This is a genomic window from Ornithinimicrobium sediminis, assembly GCF_021272345.1.
In the GTDB taxonomy this organism is placed as follows: Bacteria; Actinomycetota; Actinomycetes; order Actinomycetales; family Dermatophilaceae; genus Ornithinicoccus; species Ornithinicoccus sediminis_B.
Genome location: NZ_JAJSDQ010000001.1, coordinates 772,048 through 796,666, shown reverse-complemented (window position 1 = coordinate 796,666; position 24,619 = coordinate 772,048). Strand labels below are relative to the sequence as shown.

22 protein-coding genes are annotated in these 24,619 nt (G+C 73.9%); 16 read left to right on the top strand and 6 right to left on the bottom strand.

Features of this window, described 5'->3' with window-relative positions; genetic code table 11:
• Nucleotides 1–33: 33 nt before the first annotated feature.
• Together LVO85_RS03650 and LVO85_RS03645 are read left to right on the top strand one after the other, a co-directional pair.
• Nucleotides 34–1,071 (top strand): DnaJ C-terminal domain-containing protein, encoded by a 1,038-nt coding sequence (locus tag LVO85_RS03650; protein WP_232746026.1) that lies wholly within the window; start codon nucleotides 34–36, stop codon nucleotides 1,069–1,071.
• A 45-nt stretch (nucleotides 1,072–1,116) separates the two neighbouring features.
• Nucleotides 1,117–1,563 (top strand): heat shock protein transcriptional repressor HspR, encoded by a 447-nt coding sequence (locus tag LVO85_RS03645; RefSeq protein WP_232746025.1) that lies wholly within the window; start codon nucleotides 1,117–1,119, stop codon nucleotides 1,561–1,563.
• A gap of 34 nt (nucleotides 1,564–1,597) precedes the next feature.
• Here LVO85_RS03645 and LVO85_RS03640 read toward each other — a convergent pair whose 3' ends face one another.
• The gene (locus tag LVO85_RS03640) at nucleotides 1,598–2,422 is read right to left on the bottom strand and encodes an HAD-IIA family hydrolase (protein WP_232746024.1); all 825 of its coding nucleotides are present in this window, start codon (nucleotides 2,420–2,422) and stop codon (nucleotides 1,598–1,600) included.
• A 30-nt stretch (nucleotides 2,423–2,452) separates the two neighbouring features.
• Between LVO85_RS03640 and LVO85_RS03635 the strand changes: the two genes are divergently transcribed.
• The 3 genes from LVO85_RS03635 (at nucleotide 2,453) to LVO85_RS03625 (ending at nucleotide 6,188) form a co-directional block, all read left to right on the top strand.
• On the top strand, nucleotides 2,453–3,655 hold the full coding sequence (locus LVO85_RS03635; RefSeq protein WP_232746023.1) for an acyl-CoA dehydrogenase family protein: 1,203 nt from the start codon (nucleotides 2,453–2,455) through the stop codon (nucleotides 3,653–3,655).
• Nucleotides 3,656–3,780: 125 nt separating this feature from the next.
• Nucleotides 3,781–5,148 (top strand): hemolysin family protein, encoded by a 1,368-nt coding sequence (locus LVO85_RS03630; protein ID WP_232746022.1) that lies wholly within the window; start codon nucleotides 3,781–3,783, stop codon nucleotides 5,146–5,148.
• Nucleotides 5,145–6,188: a hemolysin family protein gene (locus tag LVO85_RS03625; RefSeq protein WP_232746021.1), complete on the top strand. Its 1,044-nt coding sequence runs from the start codon at nucleotides 5,145–5,147 to the stop codon at nucleotides 6,186–6,188. The genes LVO85_RS03630 and LVO85_RS03625 overlap by 4 nt, the downstream gene beginning before the upstream one ends.
• A gap of 99 nt (nucleotides 6,189–6,287) precedes the next feature.
• Here the strand turns inward: LVO85_RS03625 and LVO85_RS03620 are convergent, their stop codons facing one another.
• The gene (locus tag LVO85_RS03620; RefSeq protein WP_232746020.1) at nucleotides 6,288–6,800 is read right to left on the bottom strand and encodes an O-acetyl-ADP-ribose deacetylase; all 513 of its coding nucleotides are present in this window, start codon (nucleotides 6,798–6,800) and stop codon (nucleotides 6,288–6,290) included.
• A gap of 133 nt (nucleotides 6,801–6,933) precedes the next feature.
• On the opposite strand from LVO85_RS03620, the gene clpB reads away from it, so the two are divergent.
• The 5 genes from clpB to LVO85_RS03595 all read left to right on the top strand — a co-directional run bounded on the left by clpB (nucleotide 6,934) and on the right by LVO85_RS03595 (nucleotide 13,920).
• Nucleotides 6,934–9,501 (top strand): ATP-dependent chaperone ClpB, encoded by a 2,568-nt coding sequence (gene clpB / locus LVO85_RS03615; protein WP_232746019.1) that lies wholly within the window; start codon nucleotides 6,934–6,936, stop codon nucleotides 9,499–9,501.
• Nucleotides 9,502–9,590: 89 nt separating this feature from the next.
• Complete coding sequence (locus LVO85_RS03610; RefSeq protein ID WP_232746018.1) at nucleotides 9,591–10,319, top strand: LppX_LprAFG lipoprotein; 729 nt, start codon at nucleotides 9,591–9,593, stop codon at nucleotides 10,317–10,319.
• Nucleotides 10,320–10,326: 7 nt separating this feature from the next.
• Nucleotides 10,327–12,006: an MFS transporter gene (locus tag LVO85_RS03605; RefSeq protein WP_332875403.1), complete on the top strand. Its 1,680-nt coding sequence runs from the start codon at nucleotides 10,327–10,329 to the stop codon at nucleotides 12,004–12,006.
• A 40-nt stretch (nucleotides 12,007–12,046) separates the two neighbouring features.
• Nucleotides 12,047–12,628, top strand: a complete 582-nt coding sequence (locus tag LVO85_RS03600) for an HhH-GPD-type base excision DNA repair protein (protein ID WP_232746017.1) — start codon at nucleotides 12,047–12,049, stop codon at nucleotides 12,626–12,628.
• Between the two features lie 116 nt (nucleotides 12,629–12,744).
• The gene (locus tag LVO85_RS03595) at nucleotides 12,745–13,920 is read left to right on the top strand and encodes an MFS transporter (RefSeq protein ID WP_232746016.1); all 1,176 of its coding nucleotides are present in this window, start codon (nucleotides 12,745–12,747) and stop codon (nucleotides 13,918–13,920) included.
• 58 nt (nucleotides 13,921–13,978) lie between these two features.
• Here LVO85_RS03595 and LVO85_RS03590 read toward each other — a convergent pair whose 3' ends face one another.
• Nucleotides 13,979–14,767 (bottom strand): exodeoxyribonuclease III, encoded by a 789-nt coding sequence (locus LVO85_RS03590; RefSeq protein WP_232746015.1) that lies wholly within the window; start codon nucleotides 14,765–14,767, stop codon nucleotides 13,979–13,981.
• 57 nt (nucleotides 14,768–14,824) lie between these two features.
• Between LVO85_RS03590 and LVO85_RS03585 the strand changes: the two genes are divergently transcribed.
• The 5 genes from LVO85_RS03585 to pyrE are packed head-to-tail and all read left to right on the top strand — an operon-like array spanning nucleotide 14,825 to nucleotide 20,426.
• Entirely contained in the window at nucleotides 14,825–15,601 is a 777-nt protein-coding gene (locus tag LVO85_RS03585; protein ID WP_232746014.1) for an SDR family NAD(P)-dependent oxidoreductase, read from the top strand.
• Between the two features lie 11 nt (nucleotides 15,602–15,612).
• Entirely contained in the window at nucleotides 15,613–16,992 is a 1,380-nt protein-coding gene (locus LVO85_RS03580) for a glycoside hydrolase family 15 protein (RefSeq protein WP_232746013.1), read from the top strand.
• Between the two features lie 20 nt (nucleotides 16,993–17,012).
• Nucleotides 17,013–18,008: a Gfo/Idh/MocA family protein gene (locus LVO85_RS03575; RefSeq protein WP_232746012.1), complete on the top strand. Its 996-nt coding sequence runs from the start codon at nucleotides 17,013–17,015 to the stop codon at nucleotides 18,006–18,008.
• A gap of 40 nt (nucleotides 18,009–18,048) precedes the next feature.
• Nucleotides 18,049–19,869: a S9 family peptidase gene (locus LVO85_RS03570; RefSeq protein WP_232746011.1), complete on the top strand. Its 1,821-nt coding sequence runs from the start codon at nucleotides 18,049–18,051 to the stop codon at nucleotides 19,867–19,869.
• A gap of 11 nt (nucleotides 19,870–19,880) precedes the next feature.
• Nucleotides 19,881–20,426, top strand: a complete 546-nt coding sequence (pyrE, locus tag LVO85_RS03565; protein ID WP_232746010.1) for an orotate phosphoribosyltransferase — start codon at nucleotides 19,881–19,883, stop codon at nucleotides 20,424–20,426.
• A gap of 54 nt (nucleotides 20,427–20,480) precedes the next feature.
• On the opposite strand, the gene LVO85_RS03560 is transcribed toward pyrE, so the two are convergent.
• The 3 genes from LVO85_RS03560 to LVO85_RS03550 form a co-directional block, all read right to left on the bottom strand.
• Nucleotides 20,481–21,425, bottom strand: a complete 945-nt coding sequence (locus LVO85_RS03560) for a C40 family peptidase (RefSeq protein ID WP_232746009.1) — start codon at nucleotides 21,423–21,425, stop codon at nucleotides 20,481–20,483.
• On the bottom strand, nucleotides 21,368–22,189 hold the full coding sequence (locus LVO85_RS03555; protein ID WP_232746008.1) for an SH3 domain-containing protein: 822 nt from the start codon (nucleotides 22,187–22,189) through the stop codon (nucleotides 21,368–21,370). The genes LVO85_RS03560 and LVO85_RS03555 overlap by 58 nt, the downstream gene beginning before the upstream one ends.
• Before the next feature lie 291 nt (nucleotides 22,190–22,480).
• Nucleotides 22,481–23,758: a sunset domain-containing protein gene (locus LVO85_RS03550; RefSeq protein ID WP_232746007.1), complete on the bottom strand. Its 1,278-nt coding sequence runs from the start codon at nucleotides 23,756–23,758 to the stop codon at nucleotides 22,481–22,483.
• 182 nt (nucleotides 23,759–23,940) lie between these two features.
• Here LVO85_RS03550 and LVO85_RS03545 point away from each other — a divergent pair, with 182 nt between their 5' ends.
• The gene (locus LVO85_RS03545; protein ID WP_232746006.1) at nucleotides 23,941–24,600 is read left to right on the top strand and encodes a TrmH family RNA methyltransferase; all 660 of its coding nucleotides are present in this window, start codon (nucleotides 23,941–23,943) and stop codon (nucleotides 24,598–24,600) included.
• Nucleotides 24,601–24,619: the final 19 nt, after the last annotated feature.

Genomic DNA, 24,619 nt, shown 5'->3' with positions numbered 1-24,619 from the left:
GAGCAACGCGAACGAGGAGGAGGTGACCCGCAGATGGCGAGTCAGGACTGGTTCGACAAGGACTTCTACGCGATCCTGGGGGTCGCCCAGGACGCCGACGCGGCCGAGATCAAGAAGACCTACCGCAAGCTCGCGCGCCAGTGGCATCCCGACTCCAAGCCGGGGGACACCGTGGCGGAGCAGAAGTTCAAGGACATCGGCGAGGCGTATGCCGTGCTGTCCGACCCCGAGCAGCGCAAGCAGTACGACGCCGTCCGCGCCATGTCGCGCGGGGGTGCCCGGTTCACCGCCGGCGCCGGCGGCCCCGGCGCGGCCGGCGGCGCCGGCGGCTTCGAGGACGTCTTCGCGCAGATGTTCGGCGGGGGCGGCGGCGGAGGCCGTCAGAACGTGCACTTCAGCACCGCGGGCGGCGAGAGCATCAACCTGGAGGACCTGCTCGGCGGCTTCGCCGGTGCCGGGGCCCCCGGTGGGCGGGGCGGCCAGGGCCCGATGGGCTTCGGCGCACCGCGCGGGCCACGCCCCGGCCGCGACGTCGAGGCCCGCACGACCCTGACCTTCCGCCAGGCCGCGACCGGTGACACCGTCACCCTCGGCACCCCCGAGGGCGGACGCATCACCACCCGCATCCCGGCCGGGGTGAAGGACGGCCAGAAGATCCGGCTGCGCGGCAAGGGCCGCCCCGGGGACGCCGGCGGACCGGCGGGCGACCTGCTGCTGACCGTCCGGGTCGAGCCGCACCCGGTCTTCGGACGGGACGGCAACAACCTGACCGTCGACCTGCCCGTCACCTTCGCCGAGGCGGCCCTCGGCGCGACCGTGAGCGTGCCGACCCTGGACGGCCGGCCGGTCAAGGTCAAGGTCGCCGCAGGCACGCCCTCGGGCCGGGTCCTGCGCGTCAAGGGCCGCGGCATCGAGACCAAGCACGGCACGGGCGACCTGCTGGCCAAGGTGCAGATCGTCGTGCCGCAGCGGCTGTCCGACGCCGCCAAGGAGGCCGTCGAGGCGCTGCGGGCGGACGAGGCCGGGTTCGACCCACGGGCCGAGGTGTTCGCCCGGGCCGGCGCCGACTGAGCGGCACCCGAAGACGGCACGGCGAGCGCGTGAGGAGGTGAGGACATGGCACGGACCCGAGGCGACGTCGACGAGGACGCACCGGTCTTCGTCATCTCCATCGCGGCCGAGCTCGCCGGCATGCACGCCCAGACGCTGCGGCAGTACGACCGGCTCGGCCTGGTCACGCCACGGCGCACCCGAGGTGGCGGGCGCCGCTACTCCTCGCGCGACATCTACCGTCTCCGGGAGGTCCAGCGGCTCTCCCAGGAGGGCGTCAGCCTGGCCGGCATCCAGCGCATCATGGAGCTGGAGCACCAGGTCGAGGCCCTGCAGGCCAAGGTCACCGCGCTGACCGAGCGCAACGAGCTGCTCACCGACGCCCTCGGCGCGGGCGGCCGCATCTTCGCGGCCGGGCTCAGCGGCGAGGTCGTCGCGCTGCGTCCGGGCACCCGGCCGCGGCGGCGCAGCACGTCCACCGCCCTGGCCCTGTGGCGACCGCCGGGGGGCTGAGCGCCACCACGCCGGCCGCGACGGGGCGGGTCGCTCAGTCGATCCCGGGCGCGGCCTGGATGCTGCCCTCGGCGAGCTCGCCCACCAGCGGCACCACGTCGGCGATCGAGTCGCACACGCGGGTGGGCCGGTAGGGGTAGCGGTCGACCTGGTCGGCCCGGGTGGAGCCGCTGAGCACGAGCACCGTGCGCAGGCCCGCCTCCAGCCCCGAGACGATGTCGGTGTCCATCCGGTCGCCGACCATCACGGTGTGCTCCGAGTGCGCCTCGATCCGGTTGAGCGCGCTGCGCATCATCAGCGGGTTGGGCTTGCCCACGAAGTAGGGCTCGACCCCCACCGCCTTGGTGATCAGCGCCGCCACCGCGCCGGTCGCGGGCAGCGGGCCCTCCGAGGAGGGCCCGGTCGGGTCGGGGTTGGTCGCGATGAGCCGTGCGCCCGCCTCGACCAGCCGGATCGCCTTGGTGATGGCCTCGAAGGAGTAGGTGCGGGTCTCCCCGAGCACGACGTAGTCGGGGTCCCGGTCGGTGAGCACGTAGCCGACGTCGTGCAGCGCCGTGGTCAGCCCGGCCTCGCCGATGACGTAGGCCGAGCCGCCGTCCCGCTGGGAGCGCAGGAAGTCGGCGGTGGCCAGGGCCGAGGTCCAGATGGCGCTCTCGGGCACGTCGATGCCCCCGGCGGCCAGCCGCACCCGCAGGTCCCGCGGGGTGTAGATGGAGTTGTTGGTCAGCACCTGGAAGCGCATGGAGTGCTCGCGCAGGGCGGCGATGAAGTCGGCGGCGCCCGGCAGGGCCTGTTCCTCGTGCACGAGGACGCCGTCCATGTCGGTGAGCCAGCAGTCCACCGGGATGTGATGGGTCATGGCGCCCATCGTCGCCTACAGTCGGGAGCTGTGGACACCTCCGCCCAGCGCCCGGTCACCCCCACGCGCATCTGGACCCCCGACGAGCTCGGCGGGCTCGACCACGGCCTGTCCGAGGAGGACCTGGCGATGCGGGCCAGCGTGCGCGAGTTCCTGGCCGAGCACGCCCGCCCGCACATCGGGCAGTGGTATGTCGCGGGGGAGCTGCCGGTGCGCGAGCTGGCCCGTGAGCTCGGCCGGCTGGGCGTCCTGGGCATGCACCTGGAGGGTCACGGCTGCGCCGGCGCGAGCGCGACGGCATACGGCCTGGTGTGCACCGAGGTCGAGGCGGTCGACTCCGGCCTGCGCTCGCTGGTGAGCGTCCAGGGATCGCTGGCGATGCACGCGATCCACGCCTACGGCAGCACGGAGCAGCAGGAGCAGTGGCTGCCGGGGATGGCGCGGGGCGAGCTCGTCGGCTGCTTCGGGCTCACCGAGCCCGACCACGGCTCCGACCCGGGCAGCATGCGCACCCGGGCGCGGCGCGACGGGGGCGACTGGGTGCTCGACGGCACCAAGATGTGGATCACCAACGGCTCGGTGGCCGACGTCGCCGTGGTCTGGGCGCAGACCGACGAGGGAGTCCGGGGCTTCGTCGTGCCCACCGACACCGCCGGCTTCTCGGCGCCGCTGATGACCGGCAAGCTGTCCCTGCGTGCGTCGGTCACCAGCGAGCTCGTGCTCGACGGGGTGCGTCTGCCCGCCGCGGCGGTGCTGCCCGGCGCCGAGGGTCTGCGGGGGCCCCTGGGCTGCCTGACCGAGGCGCGCTTCGGCATCGTGTTCGGGGCGATGGGCGCGGCGCGGGACGCACTGGAGACGGCGATCTCGTATGCCGGCACGCGCCACCAGTTCGGGCGCCCCATCGCGGGCTTCCAGCTGACCCAGGCCAAGCTCGCCGACCTGACCGCCGACTACGTCACCGGCATGCTGCTGGCCCGCCAGCTGGGCCGGCTCAAGGACGCGGGCCTGCTGCGCCCGCAGCAGGTGAGCCTGGGCAAGCTCACCAACGCCCGGCGTGCCCTGGCGGTCGCCCGCGAGTGCCGCAGCGTGCTGGGGGCCAACGGCATCAGCGCCGACTACTCCCCGCTGCGGCACGCCGCCAACCTCGAGTCCGTGGTCACCTACGAGGGCACCACCGAGATGCACACCCTGGTCGTGGGCCAGGCGCTCACGGGGCAGCAGGCGTTCCGCTGACGGCATCCCAGGTCCTCCGGCTGAGGACGGCGCGCCGCGCGAGCGCATACACTCTGGCGCATGCCCGCTGCACCCTGCCCTGAGGAGCCTGACAGTCCGAGCTCGACCCGTGACGGTGACCCGTTGTGACCGAGTGGCTTCTCCTGGGCGCCGTGGTGCTCCTCATCACGTTCAACGCGCTCTTCGTGGCGGCCGAGTTCTCGCTGGTCACCGTCGACCGCACCACCGTCGAGCGGCACGCCGAGGAGGGTGACCGGCGCTCCCGCAGCGTCCTGGCGGCCCTGCGGTCCCTGTCCACCCAGCTCTCCGGAGCCCAGCTCGGCATCACCGTCACCTCCCTGGTGGTCGGCTTCATCGCCGAACCCTCGATCGCGACCATCCTGCGCGGTCCGGTGGGGCTGGCCGGGCTCTCCGACGGGGCCACGACCGCGGTGTCCTTCGCGATTGCCTTCGCCCTCGCGACGGGCACGCAGATGATCTTCGGCGAGCTCGTGCCCAAGAACTGGGCCATCGCTGAGCCGCTGCGTGTCGGTCGCGCGGTCGTGGGCTTCCAGCGGGGCTTCACCACGGTGACCCGCCCGCTGATCCGGGTGCTCAACGGCATGGCCAACAGGATCCTCAACGCCGTCGGCATCGAGCCGTCGGAGGAGCTGGCCTCGGCCCGGACGCCCGACGAGCTGGCCTCGCTGGCCTCGCGCTCGGCGGAGCACGGCACCCTGCAGGAGGGCACCGCCACCCTGCTGGCACGCTCGATCGAGTTCGGCGAGCGTCGGGCCGTCGACGTGATGACACCCCGCCCGCGGGTCACCTTCGTCGACGCCACCGACACCGCCGACACCGTCCTGGCGCTGGCCGTGGCGACCGGTCACGGACGCTTCCCGGTGCTGGGCGACGACGTGGACGACGTGCTCGGGATGGTGCACTTCAAGCACGCCGTCGCGGTGCCGCTCGCCGACCGGCACACGGTCACCGTGGGCCAGATCGTGCACGAGCTGCCGGCCGTCCCCTCCACGATGGAGCTCGACCCGCTGCTGGGTGTGCTGCGCCGCAGCGGCCCGCAGATGGCGCTGGTCGTCGACGAGTACGGCGGGACCGACGGCATCGTGACCCTGGAGGACCTCGTCGAGGAGATCGTCGGCGACATCCAGGACGAGCAGGACCGTCCGGTCGGCCGTGCCCGGATGTATGCCGGGGGGCGCTGGCTGCTCTCCGGGCTGCTGCGACCCGACGAGATCGAGGACCTCACCGAGCTCCAGCTGCCCGAGCCACAGGAGTCCGACACCGTCGGCGGCTACATCACCGAGCTGCTGGGCCGGCTGCCGGAGCGTGGTGACGAGGTGCAGGTCGAGGTCCGTGACCTGGCCGACCTCGACGAGGACGGGGTCGCCGTCACGACGACCGTCAGCCTCACCGTCTTCCGCACCGAGGGTCACCGGGTGGACCGGGTGGTCCTGCGCCGGGTGCCCGCAGACGAGGAGGGGAGCCAGGCATGAGCGACGGCATGGCGATCCTCATCGCGGTCCTGCTGCTGGCGGGCAACGCCTTCTTCGTGGGTGCCGAGTTCGCGCTCATCTCGGCGCGGCGCACCCAGATCGAGCCGCTCGCCCAGGGCGGCTCGCGCCTGGCCCGGATCACGCTGCGCGCCATGGAGCGTGTGTCGCTGATGATGGCCGGCGCCCAGCTCGGCATCACCATGTGCTCGCTGGGTCTGGGCGCCATCGGCGAGCCGGCGGTGGCCCATCTCATGGAGCCGGCCTTCGAGGCCCTCGGCGTCCCCGACGCGCTCGTGCACCCCATCGCGTTCGCCATCGCGCTGTCCATCGTGGTGACCCTGCACATGGTGGTCGGCGAGATGGTGCCCAAGAACTTCGCGCTGGCCACTCCCGAGCGCGCCGCGCTGGCGCTGGGCCCCCCGCTGTATGCCGTGGTGTGGATCCTGCGCCCGGTGATCTGGCTGCTCAACGGCATCGCCAACGTCGTGCTCCGGCTGCTCAAGGTGGACCCCAAGGACGAGGTGGCCTCGGCCTTCACGGCCCAGGAGGTCGCGGGCTTCATCGCGCACTCCCGGCGCGAGGGCCTGCTCGACGAGGCCGAGACCGAGCTGCTCACCGGTGCGCTCAGCTTCACCGAGGGCACCGTCGAGAAGGTGCTCCTGCCGCTCGACACCCTGGTCACGGTGCCGCCGCACACCACGGTCGAGGCGCTGGAGGAGCTGTGCGCGCAGACCGGGTTCTCGCGTTTCCCGGTGCTGGGCACCGAGGGTGAGATGCGCGGCTACGTGCACCTCAAGGACGTCATCGGCACACCGGTGGGCGAGCGGGGTGCGGAGCTGCCGCGCAAGTTCGTGCGCAGCCTGGCCACGATCCCGACGGGCTCGACCCTGGAGGACGCGCTGGCCCTCATGCAGGCCCGCAACGCCCACCTCGGCCGGGTCGTCCAGGCCGACACCGGCACCGTGGTCGGCGTCGCGGCGCTCGAGGACGTCATCGAGGAGCTCGTCGGCGAGGTCGTGGACGCCCAGCACCACGCCTGAGGGGTCCTCCTCCCCGGGCATACGGGTCTGCAGACGTGGCCACGGGTGACCATCCCTGCAGACCTGGGCGGGGGCCGGCGGGCAGGTCGGCCCAGCGGGTCAGCGGCTGAGCGCGGCGGCGAACACCGTGTGCAGCGAGGCGCTGAAGAGCACGAAGCGGATGTGCTCCACCGGGCCGGCCGGTGTCTCGCGCAGGGTCTGCACGGCGGTCTCGGCGACGACCTCGGGCTCCCAGCCGTAGATGCCCGCACTGACCGCCGGGAAGGCCACGGAGCGGGCGCCGACCTCGCCGACGACCTCGAGGCTGCGCCGGAAGGCCGAGGCGAGCAGGGCCGGGTCGGTCTGGCCGCGGTGCCGGTTCGGCCCGACGGTGTGGACCACCCAGCGGGCCGGCAGGTCCCCGGCGCCGGTGGCGACGGCCTCGCCGACCGGGAGGCCGTCGTGCCAGCGCGCGGCCCGGACCCGGCGGCACTCCTGCAGCAGGGCAGGCCCCGCCGCTGCGTGGATCGCCCCGTCCACCCCGCCGCCGCCCATCAGCTGGGGGTTGGCGGCGTTGACGACCGCGTCGACCTCCTGCGTCGTGATGTCCCCGAGCACCGCTTCCCACCGCATGCGACCAGTATGTCGCCGGTCCGCCGAGGTCGCCGCCCGACCGAGAGTTGAGCGGAATAGACTCAACTCTGAGCAGGTTGCACAGACAGCGACCACGCGACTGCCGACGCGACACGAGAGGGGACGGCACGACATGGATCTGAGCTTCACGACCAAGGCCCAGGAGGCCGTCTCGACTGCGATGCGCGAGGCGGCCGCCGCCGGGCACGCCCAGATCGAGCCCGCGCACCTGCTGGCCGCCCTGGCCGAGCAGCACGACACGACCACCGGGCCGCTGCTGGACTCCGTGGGCTCCTCGGCCGCCAGCGCGCTGCAGGCCTCCCGGGCCGCCCTGGCAGACCTGCCGTCGGCGAGCGGGCCGAGCGTCGGCACCCCGCAGCCCTCGCGCCAGCTGCTGTCCGTGCTGACCCAGGCGCAGCAGTCGATGCGCGAGATGGGCGACAGCTTCATCTCCACCGACCACCTGCTGCTCGCCGTGGCGCGCACCGGCCGGTTCGGGCTCGACGCCGACGCGCTGGCCGAGCGCATCCCGGCCCTGCGCGGGGGCGCCAAGGTCGAGAGCGCCGACCCCGAGGCGACCTACGACGCCCTGGGAAAGTACGGCACCGACCTCACCGAGGCCGCCCGGGAGGGCCGGCTCGACCCGGTCATCGGCCGGGACAGCGAGATCCGGCGGGTGGTGCAGGTGCTCTCGCGCCGCACCAAGAACAACCCCGTCCTCATCGGCGAGCCGGGTGTGGGCAAGACCGCCGTGGTGGAGGGCCTGGCCCAGCGCATCGTGGCCGGCGACGTGCCGGAGTCGCTGCGCGACAAGCGGTTGATCGCGCTCGACCTCGGTGCCATGGTCGCCGGGGCGAAGTACCGCGGCGAGTTCGAGGAGCGGCTCAAGGCCGTGCTCGCCGAGATCAAGGGCAGCGACGGGCGCATCGTCACCTTCATCGACGAGCTGCACACCGTGGTGGGGGCCGGCGCCGCCGAAGGCTCGATGGACGCCGGCAACATGCTCAAGCCGCTGCTGGCACGCGGCGAGCTGCGGCTGGTCGGCGCGACGACGCTCGACGAGTACCGCGAGCACATCGAGAAGGACGCCGCCCTGGAGCGCCGCTTCCAGCAGGTGTATGTCGGTGAGCCGAGCGTCGAGGACACGGTCGCCATCCTGCGCGGGCTCAAGGAGCGCTACGAGGCGCACCACAAGGTGGCCATCGCCGACTCGGCCCTGGTCGCCGCGGCCTCGCTGTCCGACCGCTACATCACCGGACGCCAGCTGCCCGACAAGGCGATCGACCTGGTCGACGAGGCTGCCTCGCGGCTGCGCATGGAGATCGACTCCTCGCCGGTCGAGGTCGACGAGCTCCGCCGCGCGGTCGACCGGCTCACGATGGAGGAGCTGCACCTGCAGTCGGAGGAGGACGAGGCCTCCCGCGACCGGCTGGAGCGGCTGCGTGCCGACCTGGCCGACCGCCGGGAGCAGCTGGCCGCGCTCACCGCACGCTGGGAGCAGGAGAAGTCGGGCCTCAACCGGGTCGGTGAGCTGAAGCAGCGGCTCGACGAGCTGCGCACCCAGGCCGAGCGGCTGGAGCGCGACGGCGACTACGCCGGGGCCTCGCGGCTGCTCTACGGCGAGATCCCGGCCGCCGAGCGCGAGCTCACCGCGGCGCAGGAGGCGGAGTCCTCGACGGAGGCCGCCGACACGGGGGTGGCCCCGATGGTCAAGGAGGACGTCGGCGCCGACGACATCGCCGACGTGATCTCCAGCTGGACCGGCATCCCCGCCGGCCGGCTGCTGGAGGGCGAGACGGAGAAGCTCCTGCGCATGGAGGACGTGCTGGGCCGGCGGCTCATCGGCCAGCACGCCGCGGTGCGTGCGGTGAGCGACGCGGTGCGCCGCTCGCGGGCCGGCATCGCCGACCCCGACCGGCCGACCGGCTCCTTCCTCTTCCTCGGCCCGACCGGTGTCGGCAAGACCGAGCTGGCCAAGGCGCTCGCGGACTTCCTCTTCGACGACGAGCGGGCCATCGTGCGCATCGACATGAGCGAGTACTCCGAGCGTCACTCGGTGGCCCGCCTGGTCGGTGCCCCTCCCGGCTACGTCGGCTACGAGGAGGGCGGCCAGCTCACCGAGGCCGTGCGGCGCCGGCCCTACTCCGTCGTGCTCCTGGACGAGGTCGAGAAGGCCCACCCCGAGACCTTCGACATCCTGCTGCAGGTGCTCGACGACGGCCGGCTGACCGACGGCCAGGGCCGCACCGTCGACTTCCGCAACGTGATCCTGGTGATGACCTCCAACCTGGGCAGCCAGTTCCTGGTCGACCCGAGCACCGACGTCGCCACCAAGCGCGAGCAGGTGATGGCAACGGTGCGCGCGGCGTTCAAGCCCGAGTTCCTCAACCGGCTGGACGAGGTCGTGGTCTTCGACGCGCTGAGCCGTGAGGAGCTGGCGACGATCGTGGGCCTGCAGGTGGAGCTGCTCGGCCGGCGCCTGGCCGACCGGCGCATCGGCCTCGACGTCACCGACGACGCGCGGGCCTGGCTGGCGCAGCGCGGCTACGACCCGGCCTACGGTGCGCGTCCGCTGCGGCGGCTGGTGCAGACCCAGATCGGCGACCGGCTGGCCAGGGCGCTGCTCGCCGGCGAGGTCCGGGACGGGCAGACGGTCGTGGTGGACGTCGCCGACGGTGGCGAGGAGCTCACCCTGCGCTGACCGGGCTCCCCGGGTGGCGGGCGGGCCTGCGACCTGGGCGGACGGCATACTGTCCAGGGACAGCAGGCCGGCCACCCACGGGGAGAGGTATGCGGAGCAACCAGAGAAGGGGACGGGCGCGGCTGGCCGCGCTCGTCGCCGTGACCGGCCTGGCGCTCACCGGGTGCACCGGCGACGGGGCCGACGAGGCCGAGCAGACCACGGCCGCCCCGACGGCCCAGGACCGGCTCGACCAGGCCCACGACGTGCTCGCCGGCGCCGGGTCGGTCAGCCTGGTGATGGAGGGTGCCGACCTGCCGGAGGACCAGCCGGCCTACGTCATCGGCGCGATCGGGTCGGGCACCATCGAGCCCCCGGCCTTCGAGGGCGAGATCACCGCGCGCCTCTCCGGCATCCAGGCCGACGTGCCCACGGTGGCGGTCGACGGCCGTCTCTACGTGCAGCTGCCGTTCACCCCCGGGTTCACCGAGACCGACCCCGCCGACCTGGGCGTGCCCGACCCCGCCCGGCTGTTCAGCGCCGACGAGGGCCTGCCGGCACTGCTCCCGCAGACCGACGGCGCGGAGTTCGGCGAGCAGGTGCGTGCCGGGCAGGACGTCCTCCAGGAGGTCACCGGCACCCTGCCGGGCGAGCTGGTCGCCGACCTGCTCAACACCGGTGACCGGGAGGCCGACTACGACGTCACCTACGGGCTCGTCGAGGAGAGCTGGGAGGTCCGCACGGTGAGCATCACCGGGCCCCTCTACCCGCCGGCCGAGTCGACCTACACGCTGACCCTGGACGACTACGGCGTGCCCGTCGAGATCACCGCCCCCTGACGTCCGGGTGAGCACCCGCACCAGCACTCCGGCGAGTGCCCGCGCCCTGCTGGGGGTCGCGGCGCTGGCGGTGATGCTCGCCGCCGCCGACACGTATGTCGTGGTGCTGGCGCTGCCGGACATGATGGCCGGTGCCGGGCTGGGCATCGACGCCCTGCAGCAGGGCACGCCGATCATCTCGGGGTTCCTGCTGGGCTACATCGCCGTGCTGCCGCTCATCGGGCGGCTGGCCGACCTGGTCACCCGGCGCCGCATCCTCATCGCCTGCCTGCTCGTCTTCGTGGTCGGCTCGGCCGTCACCGCCGTGGCCGTGGAGCTGTCCGTCATGGTGGGCGGGCGCTTCCTGCAGGGTCTGGGTGGCGGGGGCCTGGTGCCGGCGACCCTGGCGCTGGTCGCCGACCTGTGGCCGCCAGGTCGGCGCGGCCTGCCGCTCGGCGTCGTCGGCGGCGTGCAGGAGCTCGGTGCGGTGCTCGGGCCGCTGCTCGGGGCGGCCGTGCTGCTGGTCACCGACTGGCGGGGCATCTTCTGGCTGAACGTCGTGCTCGGCGTGCTGTTCTGCGTGGGGGTGTGGGCCATCGGCCGTCCCCGCGGGCCCGGCTCCCGACCGGTGCCGAGCGTCCGGGGGGTGGTGACCGCCGTCGTGGCGCTGGTGGCCGCCGCGCTCAGCGTGCTCACCCTCTGGGCGCCGCCGGCACTGGTGACGTCGGTGGCCTACGGCGCGCCGTTCGTCCCCTTCGGGGACGCCTCCTCGCGGGTGCTCACCCCGGTCGGCGTGGCCGCGGCGCTGGCGCTGCTCACCCTCGCCGTGGTCACCGCGCCGCGCTGGCTGCCGCTGCTGCTCGAGGCCGACCTGCCGGGCGCCGTGCTCGTCGCCGTGGCCCTCGGGTCGCTGGTCCTCACGTTCTCCACGGCCGACCCGGAGGTGGAGGTGCTCGGCCCCTGGGGGCTGTGGCTGCTGCCGCTGGGGGCCCTGGCGGTCGCCGGCTTCGTCGTGCGGCAGCGCACCGCGCAGCGCCCGCTCATCGCCCCGGACGTGGTGCGCGCCCGGGTGTGGCCTGCCCTGGTCGTCAGCGTGCTCGTGGGTGCCGCCATCGTCGCCGTCGTCGTCGACGTGCCCCTGCTGGCGCGGCTGGACGGCGAGTCCACCCAGACCCAGGCCGCCTTCGTGCTCGTGCGCTTCCTGGTGGCCGTCCCCGCCGGCGCCGTGCTCGGCGGGCTGCTGCTGCGCAGGGTCGGTCCCGGGCTCGTCGCCGCCCCCGGCCTGGCCATGACGGCGGTCGCCCTGGCCGTCATGGCCACCTGGGGCCGCGGGTCGCTCGGCGACGTCCTGGCCACCACGGTGGTGCTCGGGGCCGCCGGCCTCGGCGTCGGCCTGGCCATCGCGCCGGTCAACGACGCCGCGCTGGCGGACGCGCGCGAGGACGCCCACGGCACGGTGAGCTCACTGGTCGTCGTCGCCCGCATGGTCGGCATGGTCGTGGGCCTGGCCCTGCTCACTGCGATCGGGCTGCGGCGCTTCTACGCCGCCGTCGCCGTGCTGCCGGACCCGACCGACTCCGACGCCCTCCTGCAGGCAGGGGTGGTGCAGGTGCAGACCGTCTTCGCCGGGGCGGCCCTCGCCGCGGGCCTGGCGGCCCTGGTGGCCCTGCGCCTGGGGACCGCCGCTGCGGACCGGCACCGGGGTTGATGCCAGGGTCTGAGCCGCACCCCGTGCCAGACTGGGCGGCATGACCACGAGCCTGCACCTGGTCGGCGAGCCCGAGGCCGACCGCCTGCTGACCGACAACCCGTTCGCCCTCCTCGTCGGCATGCTGCTCGACCAGCAGATCCCCATGGAGGTCGCCTTCGCCGGGCCGCGCAAGCTCGCCGAGCGGCTGGGCGAGGTCAGCCCGCAGCGCATCGCGGGCATGGACGCCGAGGAGTTCGTCGCGGTCTGCGCGCAGCCCCCGGCGGTGCACCGCTTCCCGGCGTCGATGGGCCGGCGGGTGCACGACCTCGCCGCGACGGTCGTGGAGCGCCACGACGGCGACACGGCTGCCCTGTGGACCTCCGGTGAGCCCGACGGCCGCGAGGTGCTGAAGCGCCTCAAGGCGCTGCCCGGCTTCGGCGACCAGAAGGCCCGCATCTTCCTGGCCCTGCTCGGCAAGCAGTGCGGCCTGCAGGCCCCGGGCTGGCGCGAGGCCGCCGGTGACTACGGCCGCGAGGACGCCCGCATGTCCATCGCCGACGTCGTCGACGACGAGACGATGGCCGCGGTGCGGGTCTGGAAGAAGGAGCAGAAGGCGGCCGCCAAGGCCGCCAAGGGCTGAGCCCTCCCCGCACCACCCACGCAGGCCACGCCACAGGCAACGACCGGCGGGCACACGACATCGGGCCCACGACCGACAGGAGGACGGCCATCTTCGCGGTCTGGCGGCTCCGGGGCATGCCCGCCCTGATCGGGATGACCATCACCGGCTTCGCCGGGTATGCCGCGCTGCTGCCGGTCGCCCCGCTGTGGGCCGTCGAGGGCGGTGCCGGCGAGGCCGGTGCCGGCCTGGTCAACGGCGTGCTGCTGCTCTTCACGGTGCTCACCCAGCTGTTCGTGCCCGGGGCGCTGCGCAGGTTCGGGTGGGGCCCGGTGATGAGCCTGGGGCTGCTGCTCATGGGTCTGCCGGCGGTGGCGCACATCGCCAGCGACGAGCTGGTGCCGATCCTGGCCCTGTCGGCGGTGCGCGGGGTGGGCTTCGGCATCCTCACGGTCACCGGCAGTGCCGCTGTCGCCGAGCTGGTCGACCCGGCCCGACGCGGCACCGCGATCGGGGCCTACGGCCTGGCCGTGGCGCTGCCCAACCTGGTGCTCCTGCCGCTCGGCCCCTTCGTCGCGCGGGAGGCCGGCTTCTGGGTGGTCTTCCTCGTGGCCGGGCTGCCGCTGGTGGGCATCGTGCCGGCCCTGGCCCTGGGCAGGATCCTGCACGACCCGCCGGCGCACTCACCCGCGGAGCAGGCGCTCGCCGGTGCCCGCGACATCCGTCGGCGCACGGCATACCGCCGCCTGCTCGTGCCCACCGGGCTGCTGCTGGGGGTGACCCTGGCCGGAGGTGCGCTGCTCACCTTCGCCCCGCAGATGGTCGACAGCACCGTCGCCTCCACCCTGGCGCTGTTCGGCATGGGGGCGACGGCCGCCCTGTCCCGGTGGGGGATGGGCATCCTCGCCGACCGCTACGGCGCGCACGCGTTCCTGTGGCCGCTCGTGGTGCTGACGGTGGCCGGCATGTCGCTGGTCGCGTGGACCGTCGGGGTGCCGGACGCCACCACCGGTGTCCTGGTCGCCTTCGTGCTCTCGGCGTGCCTGGTCGGCGTGAGCTACGGGGGCCTGCAGAACCTCACCCTCGTCGTGGCCTTCCAGCAGGTGCCGCGCCGGCACTACGGCTTGGCCAGCGCGGTGTGGAACGTCGGCTTCGACCTGGGCACCGGCGCCGGCTCCGTGCTGGTGGGCCTGGTCGCGGCCGGTTTCGGCTTCCGCGACGCGCTGCTGGTCACCGCCGCGATCAGCGCCATGACGCTGCCCCTGGCCCTGCGCCGGCAGCGCACCACGCCGGAGACCACCGTCCACGGGTGAGCAGAAGTGGCTCCCCGCAGCACCTTCTGCACACCCGTGCGAGGTGGCTGCTGCGACCTCAGGCCAGGTCCAGGATCACCGGCGCGTGGTCCGAGGCCCCCTTGCCCTTGCGCTCCTCGCGGTCGATGACGGCGTGCTCCACCCGGGCCGCCAGCGCCGGCGAGGCCAGCGCGAAGTCGATGCGCATGCCGCGCTTCTTGGGGAAGGCGAGCTGGGTGTAGTCCCAGTACGTGTAGGTGCCCGGGCCGGGGGTGTGCGGCCGCACCACGTCGCTGAACCCGGCCTCGACGACGGCGGCGAAGGCGGACCGCTCCGCCGGGCTGACGTGCGACTTGTCCTCGTAGTAGGTCATCGACCAGACGTCCTCGTCGTGCGGCGCGATGTTCCAGTCGCCCATGAGCGCGATCTGCGCCTGCGCGTCGTCGGCCAGCCACTGCGCCCCGGCGTCGCGCAGCCGGGCCAGCCAGTCGAGCTTGTAGGCCATGTGCGGGTCGTCCAGCGACCGGCCGTTGGGGACGTAGAGCGACCACACCCGCACGCCGTTGCACAGCGCCGAGACCGCCCGTGCCTCCGCCGCGACTGGGTCGCCCCAGCCGGGCATGCCGGGGAAGCCCACCTGCACGTCCTCCAGGCCGACCCGGGAGACGACGGCGACACCGTTCCACTGGTTGGTCCCGGCGTGCGCCACCTCGTACCCCGAGCCCTCGAAGGCGAGGTAGGGGAACTGGGCGTCGCGGCACTTGGTCTCCTGCACGGCGAGCACGTCGACGTCGTGCCGCTCCAGGAAGGCGGTCACCCGGTCCAGCCGGGCACGGATGCTGTTGACGTTCCAGGTCGCGATGCGCACGGCGCCCACTGTAGGCGTCGGCGGCGACAGCCGGGGCCGCACGTACCCTGGGGCACCATGGGTACTGCACTGGTCACCGGGGCCTCCGCCGGCCTCGGCCGCGCGTTCGCCGTCGAGCTCGCCGAGCGGGGCCACGACCTGGTCCTCGTGGCCCGGGACGCGCAGCGGCTGGCCGCCCTGGCCGAGGAGGTCGAGAGCAGGTATGGCGTGCACGCGGAGGCGCTCCCGGCCGACCTGGCCGACCGCGGCCAGCTGCAGCGGGTGGCCGAGCGGGTGGCCGACCCGGACCGCCCGGTCGACCTCGTGGTCAACAACGCCGGCTTCGGCCTGCGGCAGCGCTTCAGCACCGGGGAGGTCGCCGCGGAGGAGCAGGCGCTCGACGTCATGGCCCGCGCGGTGCTCGTCCTCACCCACGCGGCCGTCGGCCCGATGCGCGAGCGCGGGCACGGCGCGGTGCTCAACGTGTCCTCCGTCGCCGGCTTCGCCGTGATGGGCACCTACTCGGCCCTCAAGGCCTGGGTGACGGTCTTCTCCGAGGCGGTCGCCGCCGAGCTGGCCGGCACCGGGGTGCAGGTCACCGCGCTGTGCCCGGGCTTCGTGCGCACGGAGTTCCACGAGCGCGCGTCGATGAACATGTCGAAGGTCCCCGCGGCGCTGTGGCTCGAGGCCGACCGGGTGGTGCGGGACGCGCTCGACGACGTGGCCGCGGGCACGGTGGTCTCGGTGCCGTCGGTGCACTACGCGGCGCTGTCCGCGGCGCTGCGGGTGCTGCCGCGCTCGCAGGTGCGCCGGGTCTCCGGGGCCCTGGCCCGCCGCCGCCGTCGTCGCGGCTGACCGGGCGCGACGTGCGAGGGAGCCGTCGCACGCTGCTCGCCGGGACCCTCGTGGTGCTCGCGAGCGTGGGGGCACTGGTCTGGGACGGGCGGCACGCCGTCATCGCCCTGCACCAGGAGACCGCGGTGCGCGACGTCGACGGTGCGCTCGTGCCCCTGGGCACCGGGCGGTACGCCGCGCAGTCGGGCGTGCTGCTCGGCCCCGGGCGGGTGCTGCCCACCGGGGGTGGAGGGGGCGCCGGCGGAGGCGACGTCACCCTGGGCACCGCGACCGGCATGGCGGCCCGGGACGTCGGGTGGCTGGCCTCCGCAGAGGTGCCCGGCGACGGCACGGCATACGCCGACATGGCGCGGCGGGCCCTGCTGGACCTGCGCGTGCTGACCGCTCCCGCCGGGACGTCCCCCGGGGCGGTCCTGGCGGCGCCGTCGACCAACTGGCGCTACGTGTGGCCGCGCGACGCGGCCTTCGTGGCCGTCGCCTACGCCCGCACCGGCCGGCACGCCGAGGCCGTGGAGGTGCTCGGCTTCCTCCAGGCGCAGCAGGAGGACGACGGGTCGCTGCAGGCGCGCTACCTGCCCACGGGTGAGGCGGCCGTGCCGGACGACCGGGGCCTGCAGGAGGACGGCCCCGGCTGGGCGCTGTGGGCGGTCGCGGAGGTGCTGCGTGCCCAGACCGACCCGGTGGCGGCCGAGGCGACCGGCCAGGCGCTCACCCCCCTGGCCACCCGCTCGGCTGCCCGGCTGATAGCTCAGGTGGACGCGGTGACCGGGCTGCCGCAGCCGTCACCGGACTACTGGGAGGTCTCCGAGGACCGGCTGACCCTGGGCATCGCCGCGACCTCGATGGTCGGCCTGGAGTGGGCCGCCTGGCTGCGCCGCGAGGGCGTGGTCGCCGACGAGGCCTGGCGGTCCGCCGGGGTCGACCCCGACGGCCTGGAGCGGCAGGCGCGGGGGCTGCGGGAGGCACTGGTCGGCGCGTTCGGGCCCGACTTCCCCCGGCACGTCGGCGGCCGGCCGGACGCCGCGGTCACCTTCCTCCTGCCGCCCTTCACCGCGTGTGCCGTCCCGCGGGCCGAGGAGGCCCGCAGGGCCGCGGTGCCGCAGATGCGACGCCCCGCCGGTGGCGTGGCACCGGGCGCCGGCTGGCGCAGCGACGGCATCTCGTGGACCCCGCAGACCGGGCTGATGGCGCTCGCGGCGACGAGCGGGGGCCACGAGGCCGAGGCCGCGCAGTGGCTGGGCTGGCTCGACGCGCACCGCACGCGAGCAGGGTCGCTGCCGGAGAAGGTGCTGCACGACGGCCGGCCGGCCGCCGTCGCTCCGCTGGCGTGGACCTCCGCGCTCGTCGTGCTGGCGCTCACGCCGACCCCACCGTCCGGGGGGGCCTGCTGACCTGCGCCTAGGCTGGACGCATGGACGAGATCAGGTGGGGCTTCGTCGGGCCGGGGCGCATCGCCCGGCTCGTCGCGGCAGACATGCAGCACGTGCCGCACGCCAGGCTCAGCGCCGTGGCGTCCCGCTCGCCGCAGCGGGCGCAGGAGTTCGCCCGCGAGTTCGGCGCCGAGCGGGCCCACGGCAGCTACCGCGCGATCGTCGAGGACCCCGACGTCGACGCGCTCTACATCGCCACACCGCACCCCCAGCACCATGCCATCGCGCTCGCGGCGATCGAGGCGGGCAAGGCGCTGCTGGTCGAGAAGGCGTTCACCGCGACCGTCGCCGGGGCAGAGGAGGTCGTCGCCGCGGCCCGCGCGCGGGGCGTCTTCGTCATGGAGGCCATGTGGACCCGCTTCCAGCCCGCCGTCGTGCGGGCCCGTGAGCTCGTCGAGCAGGGGGCGCTGGGGCAGGTGCGCCTGGTGCAGGCCGACCTCGGGGTCGACAAGGCCTTCGACCCGGCCGACCGGCTGTTCGCCGCGGAGCTCGGCGGGGGAGCCATGCTCGACCTGGGGGTCTACGTCGTCTCCTTCGCCCAGCACTTCCTGGGGGTGCCCGACCGGCTGGAGGTCGTCGGCTCCCTCGCGCCGACCGGGGTGGACCTGGAGGCCGCGCTGCTCCTCGGCTACGACGACGGCCGCGCCGCGACCCTGCTCACCTCGCTGCGGCAGCCCTCGCCGGGGTCGGCGCGGGTCATCGGCACCGAGGGGGTCATCGAGGTGCCGCCGCGCTTCCACCACCCTCACGCGGTCACCCTGGTCCGCCGGGGAGGGGAGCCCGAGCTCATCGAGGCCCCGCCGCTGGGCGGTGGCTACAGCCACGAGCTCATCGAGGTCACCGAGTGCCTGCGGGCCGGGCGCCCCGAGTCGTCGGTCATGCCGCTGGAGGACACCCTGGCCGTGCAGCGACTCCTCAACGAGGCCTGCGAGAAGCTCGGGGTGCACCACCGCGAGGACGCCACCGTCGAGGTGTGAGCCCGTGCGGGGCGTCGGTGGACCTGCCTAGGGTGACGCCATGGACTCCGCCACCCTCGTCGCCGCCCTGCTCTCCGCCCGCACCTGGACGGCCTTCGACGTCGACGAGACGGGCCGGGTGCTGGCCGGGCACGACGACGCCGGGTCGCTGCAGCTCGTCGAGATCGCGCCGGAGGGCACGGTGCGATCGCTGACAGCGCTGCCGGGCCGGTGCTCCGGTCGCTACGTGCCCGGGCAGCGCCGCGTCGTCGTGCAGCACGACCAGGGAGGCGACGAGCGGATGCAGCTGTCCCTGCTGGACCTGGACGAGGGCCCGGGCCTGCCGGCGGGTCTGGACGACCTCACCCCGCTCGTGCACGACCCCGCGCACATGCACGACCTGCGCGACGTGACCTCGGGCAGCGTCGTCTACTCCACCAACCGGCGCAACGGCGTCGACATGGACGTCGTCAGCCACGACCTGGCGACCGGGCGGGAGCGGGTGGTCTACGACGGCGGGGGCTACGTCGCCGGTGCCGTGGCCGACCACGCCGGCCGCTCGGTCGCCGTGCTGCGCCTCAGCCTGCAGCCCGGCTCCACCGTCGTCGACGTGGCGGGCCCCGACGGCGTCGGGCCGGTGACCGACCCGAGCGAGCACGCCCTGCACGAGCTGCCGGCCTGGACGGCCGACGACGACGGGATGCTGCTGGCCAGCAACCACGACCGTGACCTGCTGGCCGTGCAGCGCCTCGGGCTCGACGGCGCGTGGCAGGTGCTCGTGGCCGACGACGAGCACGACCTGCACTGCTGGGTGGCGCCCGACGGCTCGGCGATGCTCGTCGGCACCCTGGTGGACGGGGCCTTCACGCTGGCCGTGCACGAGCAGGACGGCACCCGGCGCTGTGTCGTGGACGTGCCGGCCATGGCCGGTCTCGAGGCCCGCTGGTCGCCCGGCGCCGACCGCGTCGTGGTCTCGGGCACCAGCCCGCTCGAGCCGGGGGCCATCCACCTGGTGGACGCCGCGACCGGCCACGCCAGGCTCCTCGCCTCGGCGGCCTCGGACCTGTCCGAGGAGGTGCGCGACGCACTGACCGAGCCGAGCGTGCACCGCATACCCGCCCGGGACGGGGAGCAGGTCCCGTGCTTCCGGTATGCGGGGGCACCGGGTCGCGCGCCGGCCTCCGGGGCCAGCGTGGTGCACATCCACGGGGGGCCCGAGGGCTCGGCCGACCGGGTCTGGCACCCGGTCGTCCAGGCCCTGGCCGCCTCCGGGCTGACCGTGCTCGTGCCGAACGTGCGGGGGTCCACCGGCTACGGCAAGCGGTGGTACTCCCTGGACGACGTGGAGCTGCGGCTGGAGTCGGTGGCCGACCTCGCCGACCTGCACGCGTGGCTGCCGACGCAGGGCCTGGACCCTCAGCGCGCGGCCCTGTGGGGAGGCTCCTACGGCGGCTACATGGTGCTGGCCGGGCTGTCGATGCAGCCCGGGCTCTGGGCGGCAGGCGTCGACATCGTCGGCATGAGCTCGCTGGTCACCTTCCTGGAGAACACCTCGGCCTACCGCCGGGCGTTCCGCGAGCGGGAGTACGGCTCCCTCGAGCACCACCGCGAGCTGCTGGTGCGCGCCTCGCCGATCACCTACCTGGACGCCGTTCGGGCCCCGCTGTTCGTCATCCACGGCGCCAACGACCCGCGGGTGCCGCTCAGCGAGGCCGAGCAGATCGCCGCAGCGCTGACGGAGCGTGGGGTGCCCTGCGAGCTGCGGGTCTACCACGACGAGGGCCACGGCCTGGCCCAGCGGGCCAACAAGCTCGACGCCTACCCGGCCGCGATCGCCTTCCTGCACCGTCATCTCGGGCAGGGCGCCGACACCGGTGGCTAGGCTGTGACCCCGTGACGACTCCCCGCGACCAGCTCCTGCAGATCATCCGTGACCAGGCCGTCGTGCGCGGCCGGGTGACGCTCAGCTCGGGCCGGGAGGCCGACTACTACGTCGACCTGCGCAGGGTCACCCTCGACGGGGTAGGAGCCCCGCTCGTCGGGGAGGTCATGCTCGACCTCGTCGCCGACCTCGACGTGGACGCCGTGGGCGGCCTGACCATGGGTGCGGACCCGGTCGCGACGGCCATGCTGCACGCCGCGGCGGCCCGCGGGAGGCGGCTCGACGCCTTCGTCGTGCGCAAGGCGGAGAAGGCGCACGGGCTGCAGCGGCGCATCGAGGGGCCCTCCGTCGCCGGGCGCCGGGTGCTGGTCGTGGAGGACACGTCGACGACCGGGGGGTCACCCCTGACCGCCGTGGACGCGTGCCGTGAGGCAGGGGCGCAGGTCGTGGCGGTCGCCGTCATCGCCGACCGTGCCAGCGGCGCCGCGGAGCGGCTGCGTGAGCAGGGCCTGGAGTACCGCGCGGCCTACGGTCTGGACGACCTCGGCCTGGCCTGACCGTGTGGGTGCAGGCCAGGCCGCGCCTGGTAAGGGTGCCCGCTGGCCGCCGCGTCAGTGCGCCCGGCCGTAGCCGGTGACGCCGGAGAACATCTTGCGCTTCTGCACCGGCAGGCCCGCGCGGCCCGAGTCGTAGATGTAGCCGTCCCCGGCGTAGATCGCGACGTGCCAGGCCGGTGCACCCCAGAAGACCAGGTCGCCCGGCTGCGGGGTGCTGACCGGGGTGGCGAACTGCTGCTGCTGTGCCGCGGTGCGCGGCAGGTTGATGCCCAGCCGGCCGAAGACGTACTGGGTGTAGCCGGAGCAGTCGAAGCCCGAAGGGTCCTCGCCGCCCCAGACGTACATGATGCCGAAGTACTTCTCGCCCTCGGCCAGGATCGCGGCACCGGAGACGCTGCCGGCGCTCGCGCCGCCGCCGGGGATCCCGCCTGTGCTCGAGGAGGGGTCGGTGCTGCTGAGGATGGTCGAGGAGATGTAGCGGCCGCCCCCGAGGTTGAGCCAGCCGCTCGTCGTCAGGACGCCGTTGACCTGGGTGCCGCGCGGCAGGGTGCCGACGACGCGGTAGGAGGTGCCGGGGCCGGAGCGGACGTTGCCGGCAGTGGCGGTGACGTAGCGGGTGACCTCAGTGCCGGTGGACGGAGCCGTGGGGGACGTCGTCGTCCCCGGGGCGGTGCTGGTGAGGATGACCCCGGAGATGTAGCGGCCGCCCCCGAGGTTGAGCCAGCCGTTGGAGGTCAGCGTGCCGGTCACCTCGGTGCTGCGGGGCAGGGTGCCGACGACGCCGTAGGAGGTGCCGGGGCCGGAGCGGACGTTGCCGTTCGTCGCGGTGACGTAGCGGGTGACCTCGTTGCCGGTGCTGGGGCTGGTCGTGCTGGTGCCGGTGCCGCCGGGGGCGGTGGTGGTCAGGATGGAGGTGCCGATGTAGCGGCCGTCGGCCATCTTCAGCCAGCCGTTGCTGATGGTGCCCTTGACCTCGGTGCCGCGCGACAGGGTGCCCACGACGCGACGCGGTAGCCCATGCCGGGGCCGGAGCGGACGTTGCCGTTCGTCGCGGTGACGTAGCGGGTGACCTCGTTGCCGGTGCTGGGGCTGGTCGTGCTGGTGCTCGTGCCGCCGGGGGCGCTGGTGGTGAGGATGGAGGTGCCGATGTAGCGGCCGTCGGCCATCTTCAGCCAGCCGTTGCTGATGGTGCCCTTGACCTCGGTGCCGCGGGACAGGGTGCCCACGACGCGGTAGCCCATGCCGGGGCCGGAGCGGACGTTGCCGTTCGTCGCGGTGACGTAGCGGGTGACCTCGTTGCCGGTGCTGGGGCTGGTCGTGCTGGTGCCGGTGCCGCCGGGGGCGGTGGTGGTCAGGATCGACAGACCCATGTAGCGGCCGTCGGCCATCTTCAGCCAGCCGTTGGAGGTGAGCGTGCCGGTCACCCGCGTGCCCTTGGTGAGGCTGGCGACGACGGCATAGCTCATGCCGGGGCCGGAGCGGACGTTGCCCAGGGGGACGTCGACGTAGCGGGTCACGGTGGTCGGCGCGGTCGGGAGCGTGACCGGCGCCGTCGGGAGCGAGCTGAGCCCGCGGGCCGTCGGCAGCAGCGTGCGCTGGGTGTCCAGGGGGGCGGTCTGCACGGGAGCGGCCTGGGCCGGCATGGCCGACCCCAGCGGCAGGGCAGCCACGGCCAGGACCATCGCGGCTCGCTTGGCGTCGCAGCGTGACGGGGCAGCGCGGTGGCGCTCAGGGCTGATGGCAGGACGATGCTCGACTGTCATGATCCGATCCAGGAAGAGAGGGGCGCGGCAGGCACAGGGCTGAGTGAACCTGACAACATGCGTCCGTGCAACCCCTTGTTTCACGCCAGTCACAGGTTCACGCCAGCGGACACGCCGCCTCTTTGTGTGAGTTGTGTCACAACATCGTTGTAGTTCTGCAGGTCACGCGAGCGGGTCGCGCTCTGTGAGCTCTGGGGCCACTGTGATCGTGTGAACGGCCGATCTGAGGGTGCACGAGGGCCCCACCGGCAGTGCCGACGGGGCCCTCGTGGACGGGGACGCCTGGGTCGCTCAGCGCCGCTTGCGGTCCCAGTGGGCGAACCCGGCTGCCCGGGCTGCGTCCTCGGACTCGAACCACACCTCGGCGCGGGTGCTGTCGTAGCCGGGGGAGTCCGGGGTGTGGAAGAGCATGGAGCCGGAGTTGCCCTTGACCTGCCAGCCGTGCGGGCCGGCGCCGTCCTCGTCGGGCATGGCCGACCCGGGGCCGTACGGACCCTCCACGATCTCGCTGCCCGTCGCAGCTCCGACGACCGGCGCCGCTGTTGTGCCGGTCGTGTCCGAAGCGGTGGTGTGGGTGGTCGTGTCGGTGGTCGTGTCGGTGAACCCGGCGGACGACGCGTCCTCCGGGACGTCGTCGTGGTGGTCGTCGTCCCAGGCCGTCTGCGCCGCGGCCGCACCGGAGCCGGCGACTCCGGCCGACTCCCTGGGGAACGCCGGCTGGCTCCCCGCCCCGGGGTGGCCCTGGTCGGTTTCGCCGGCGGTGGGGGCAGCGGCCGGGTGGTCGTCCACAACCGGCTCCGGCCCCGGTGAGTCCTGTCCGACCTCTCCGGGTGCGTAGGTGGCCTCGACCCCGACCTGGCTGGACGGGCCCGGGTGTCCGCTGTCGGTGTGCTCCGTAGCACCTTCCGCCGGGGCGGTGTCCGACCCGGCTGCGAACGACTGGGAGGGGCTGTGACCGCCCGGGTCGTTGTCGCCCTCGTGCGGGCCGGTGTGGTGGACGGGCGGCTCGTGTGCCTCCGCGACGGTGGCCCCTCCGGCTGGTGCCGTGTCGTCGGCGAACGTCGTGTCCGCGTGGTGCGTGTCGTCCACGTGCGTGTCCTGGACGTGCGTGTCATCCACGTGCGAGCTGTCCTCGACGTCGATCACGGGACGGTGGCCCAGGTCGTCGCCGACATCGCCTTGGCCTGCCGTGTCGGTCGTCTCCGCGGCCGGGCCGTGGTCCACGTCGTCGTGCACGGGCACGTCCTCCCCCGTGGCGGTGTCCGTGTAGGAGGCCTCCGCGTCCGTCGCCGCCGGTGCCGGCTCGTGCCCGACCGGGGCCGCCCCTGGGGCTGCCTCCTGGTCGAACACCTCGGCCCGCGGCGGGACCTCACGCTGACCGGGCCCCGCTGCCGCAGCTCCGCCGGCGACCTGCTCGCCGGAGCCGGGGCGGCCCACCTGGTCGTCCCGCACCGGTGCGCCTGTCGTGTCGGAGGCCTGCGATCCGGACGGCTTGCGCGTCAGCAGGAAGATGCCCGCACCGATCAGCAACACCAGCAGGATGATCAGGAACCACTGCATTCCACTCATGTCGTCATCCGTTCTCGTCGATTCACGCGACGTCGACCGTCGCGTGGGCGGCGCCGCACCACAGGCTCCGGCGCCTCTACCTGCCACCGTAGTGCCACGGGCGGACAGGAGCCACGCATGCACGGCGGAGTGGCACACTGTCCCGGGCGCCGCTCGGGTGTCAGCGACCGAGGGAGGCCTCCGTGCAGGACAGCGAGGACCCCACAGGCCCACGGCCCCAGGTGGGCGTCGACCCGCACCCGCACCCGTGGCCGAGCGACGCTGCCGGACAGCTGCCGGCCCACCTCGACCCTGAGCTCCTCGAGCACGGTGACCGCCGCAACGTCGTCGACCGCTACCGCTACTGGCGGCACGAGGCGATCGTGGCCGACCTGGACACGTCGCGGCACGAGATGCACGTCGCCGTCGAGAACTGGGGCCACGACTTCAACATCGGCTCGGTCATCCGCACGGCCAACGCCTTCAACGTGGCGGCCTTCCACATCGTGGGACGTCGGCGGTGGAACCGCCGGGGTGCGATGGTGACCGACCGCTACCAGCACGAGCACCACCATGCCGACGTCGCCGCCCTGGTGTCCTGGGCGGCGACGGACGGCACACCCATCATCGCGCTGGAGAACACTGCGGCCGCCGTGCCGCTGGAGACCACCGACCTGCCGCGCCGCTGTGTGCTGCTGTTCGGGCAGGAGGGGCCGGGGCTGACCGCCGAGGCGCTCGAGGCCGCCGACCAGGTGCTGTCCATCACCCAGTTCGGGTCCACGCGCTCCGTCAACGCGGGAGCGGCAGCCGCCGTCGCGATGCATGCCTGGGTGCGGCGGCACGTCTACGGACAGGTCCCCTGAGCGACCTTCCTTATTGCAA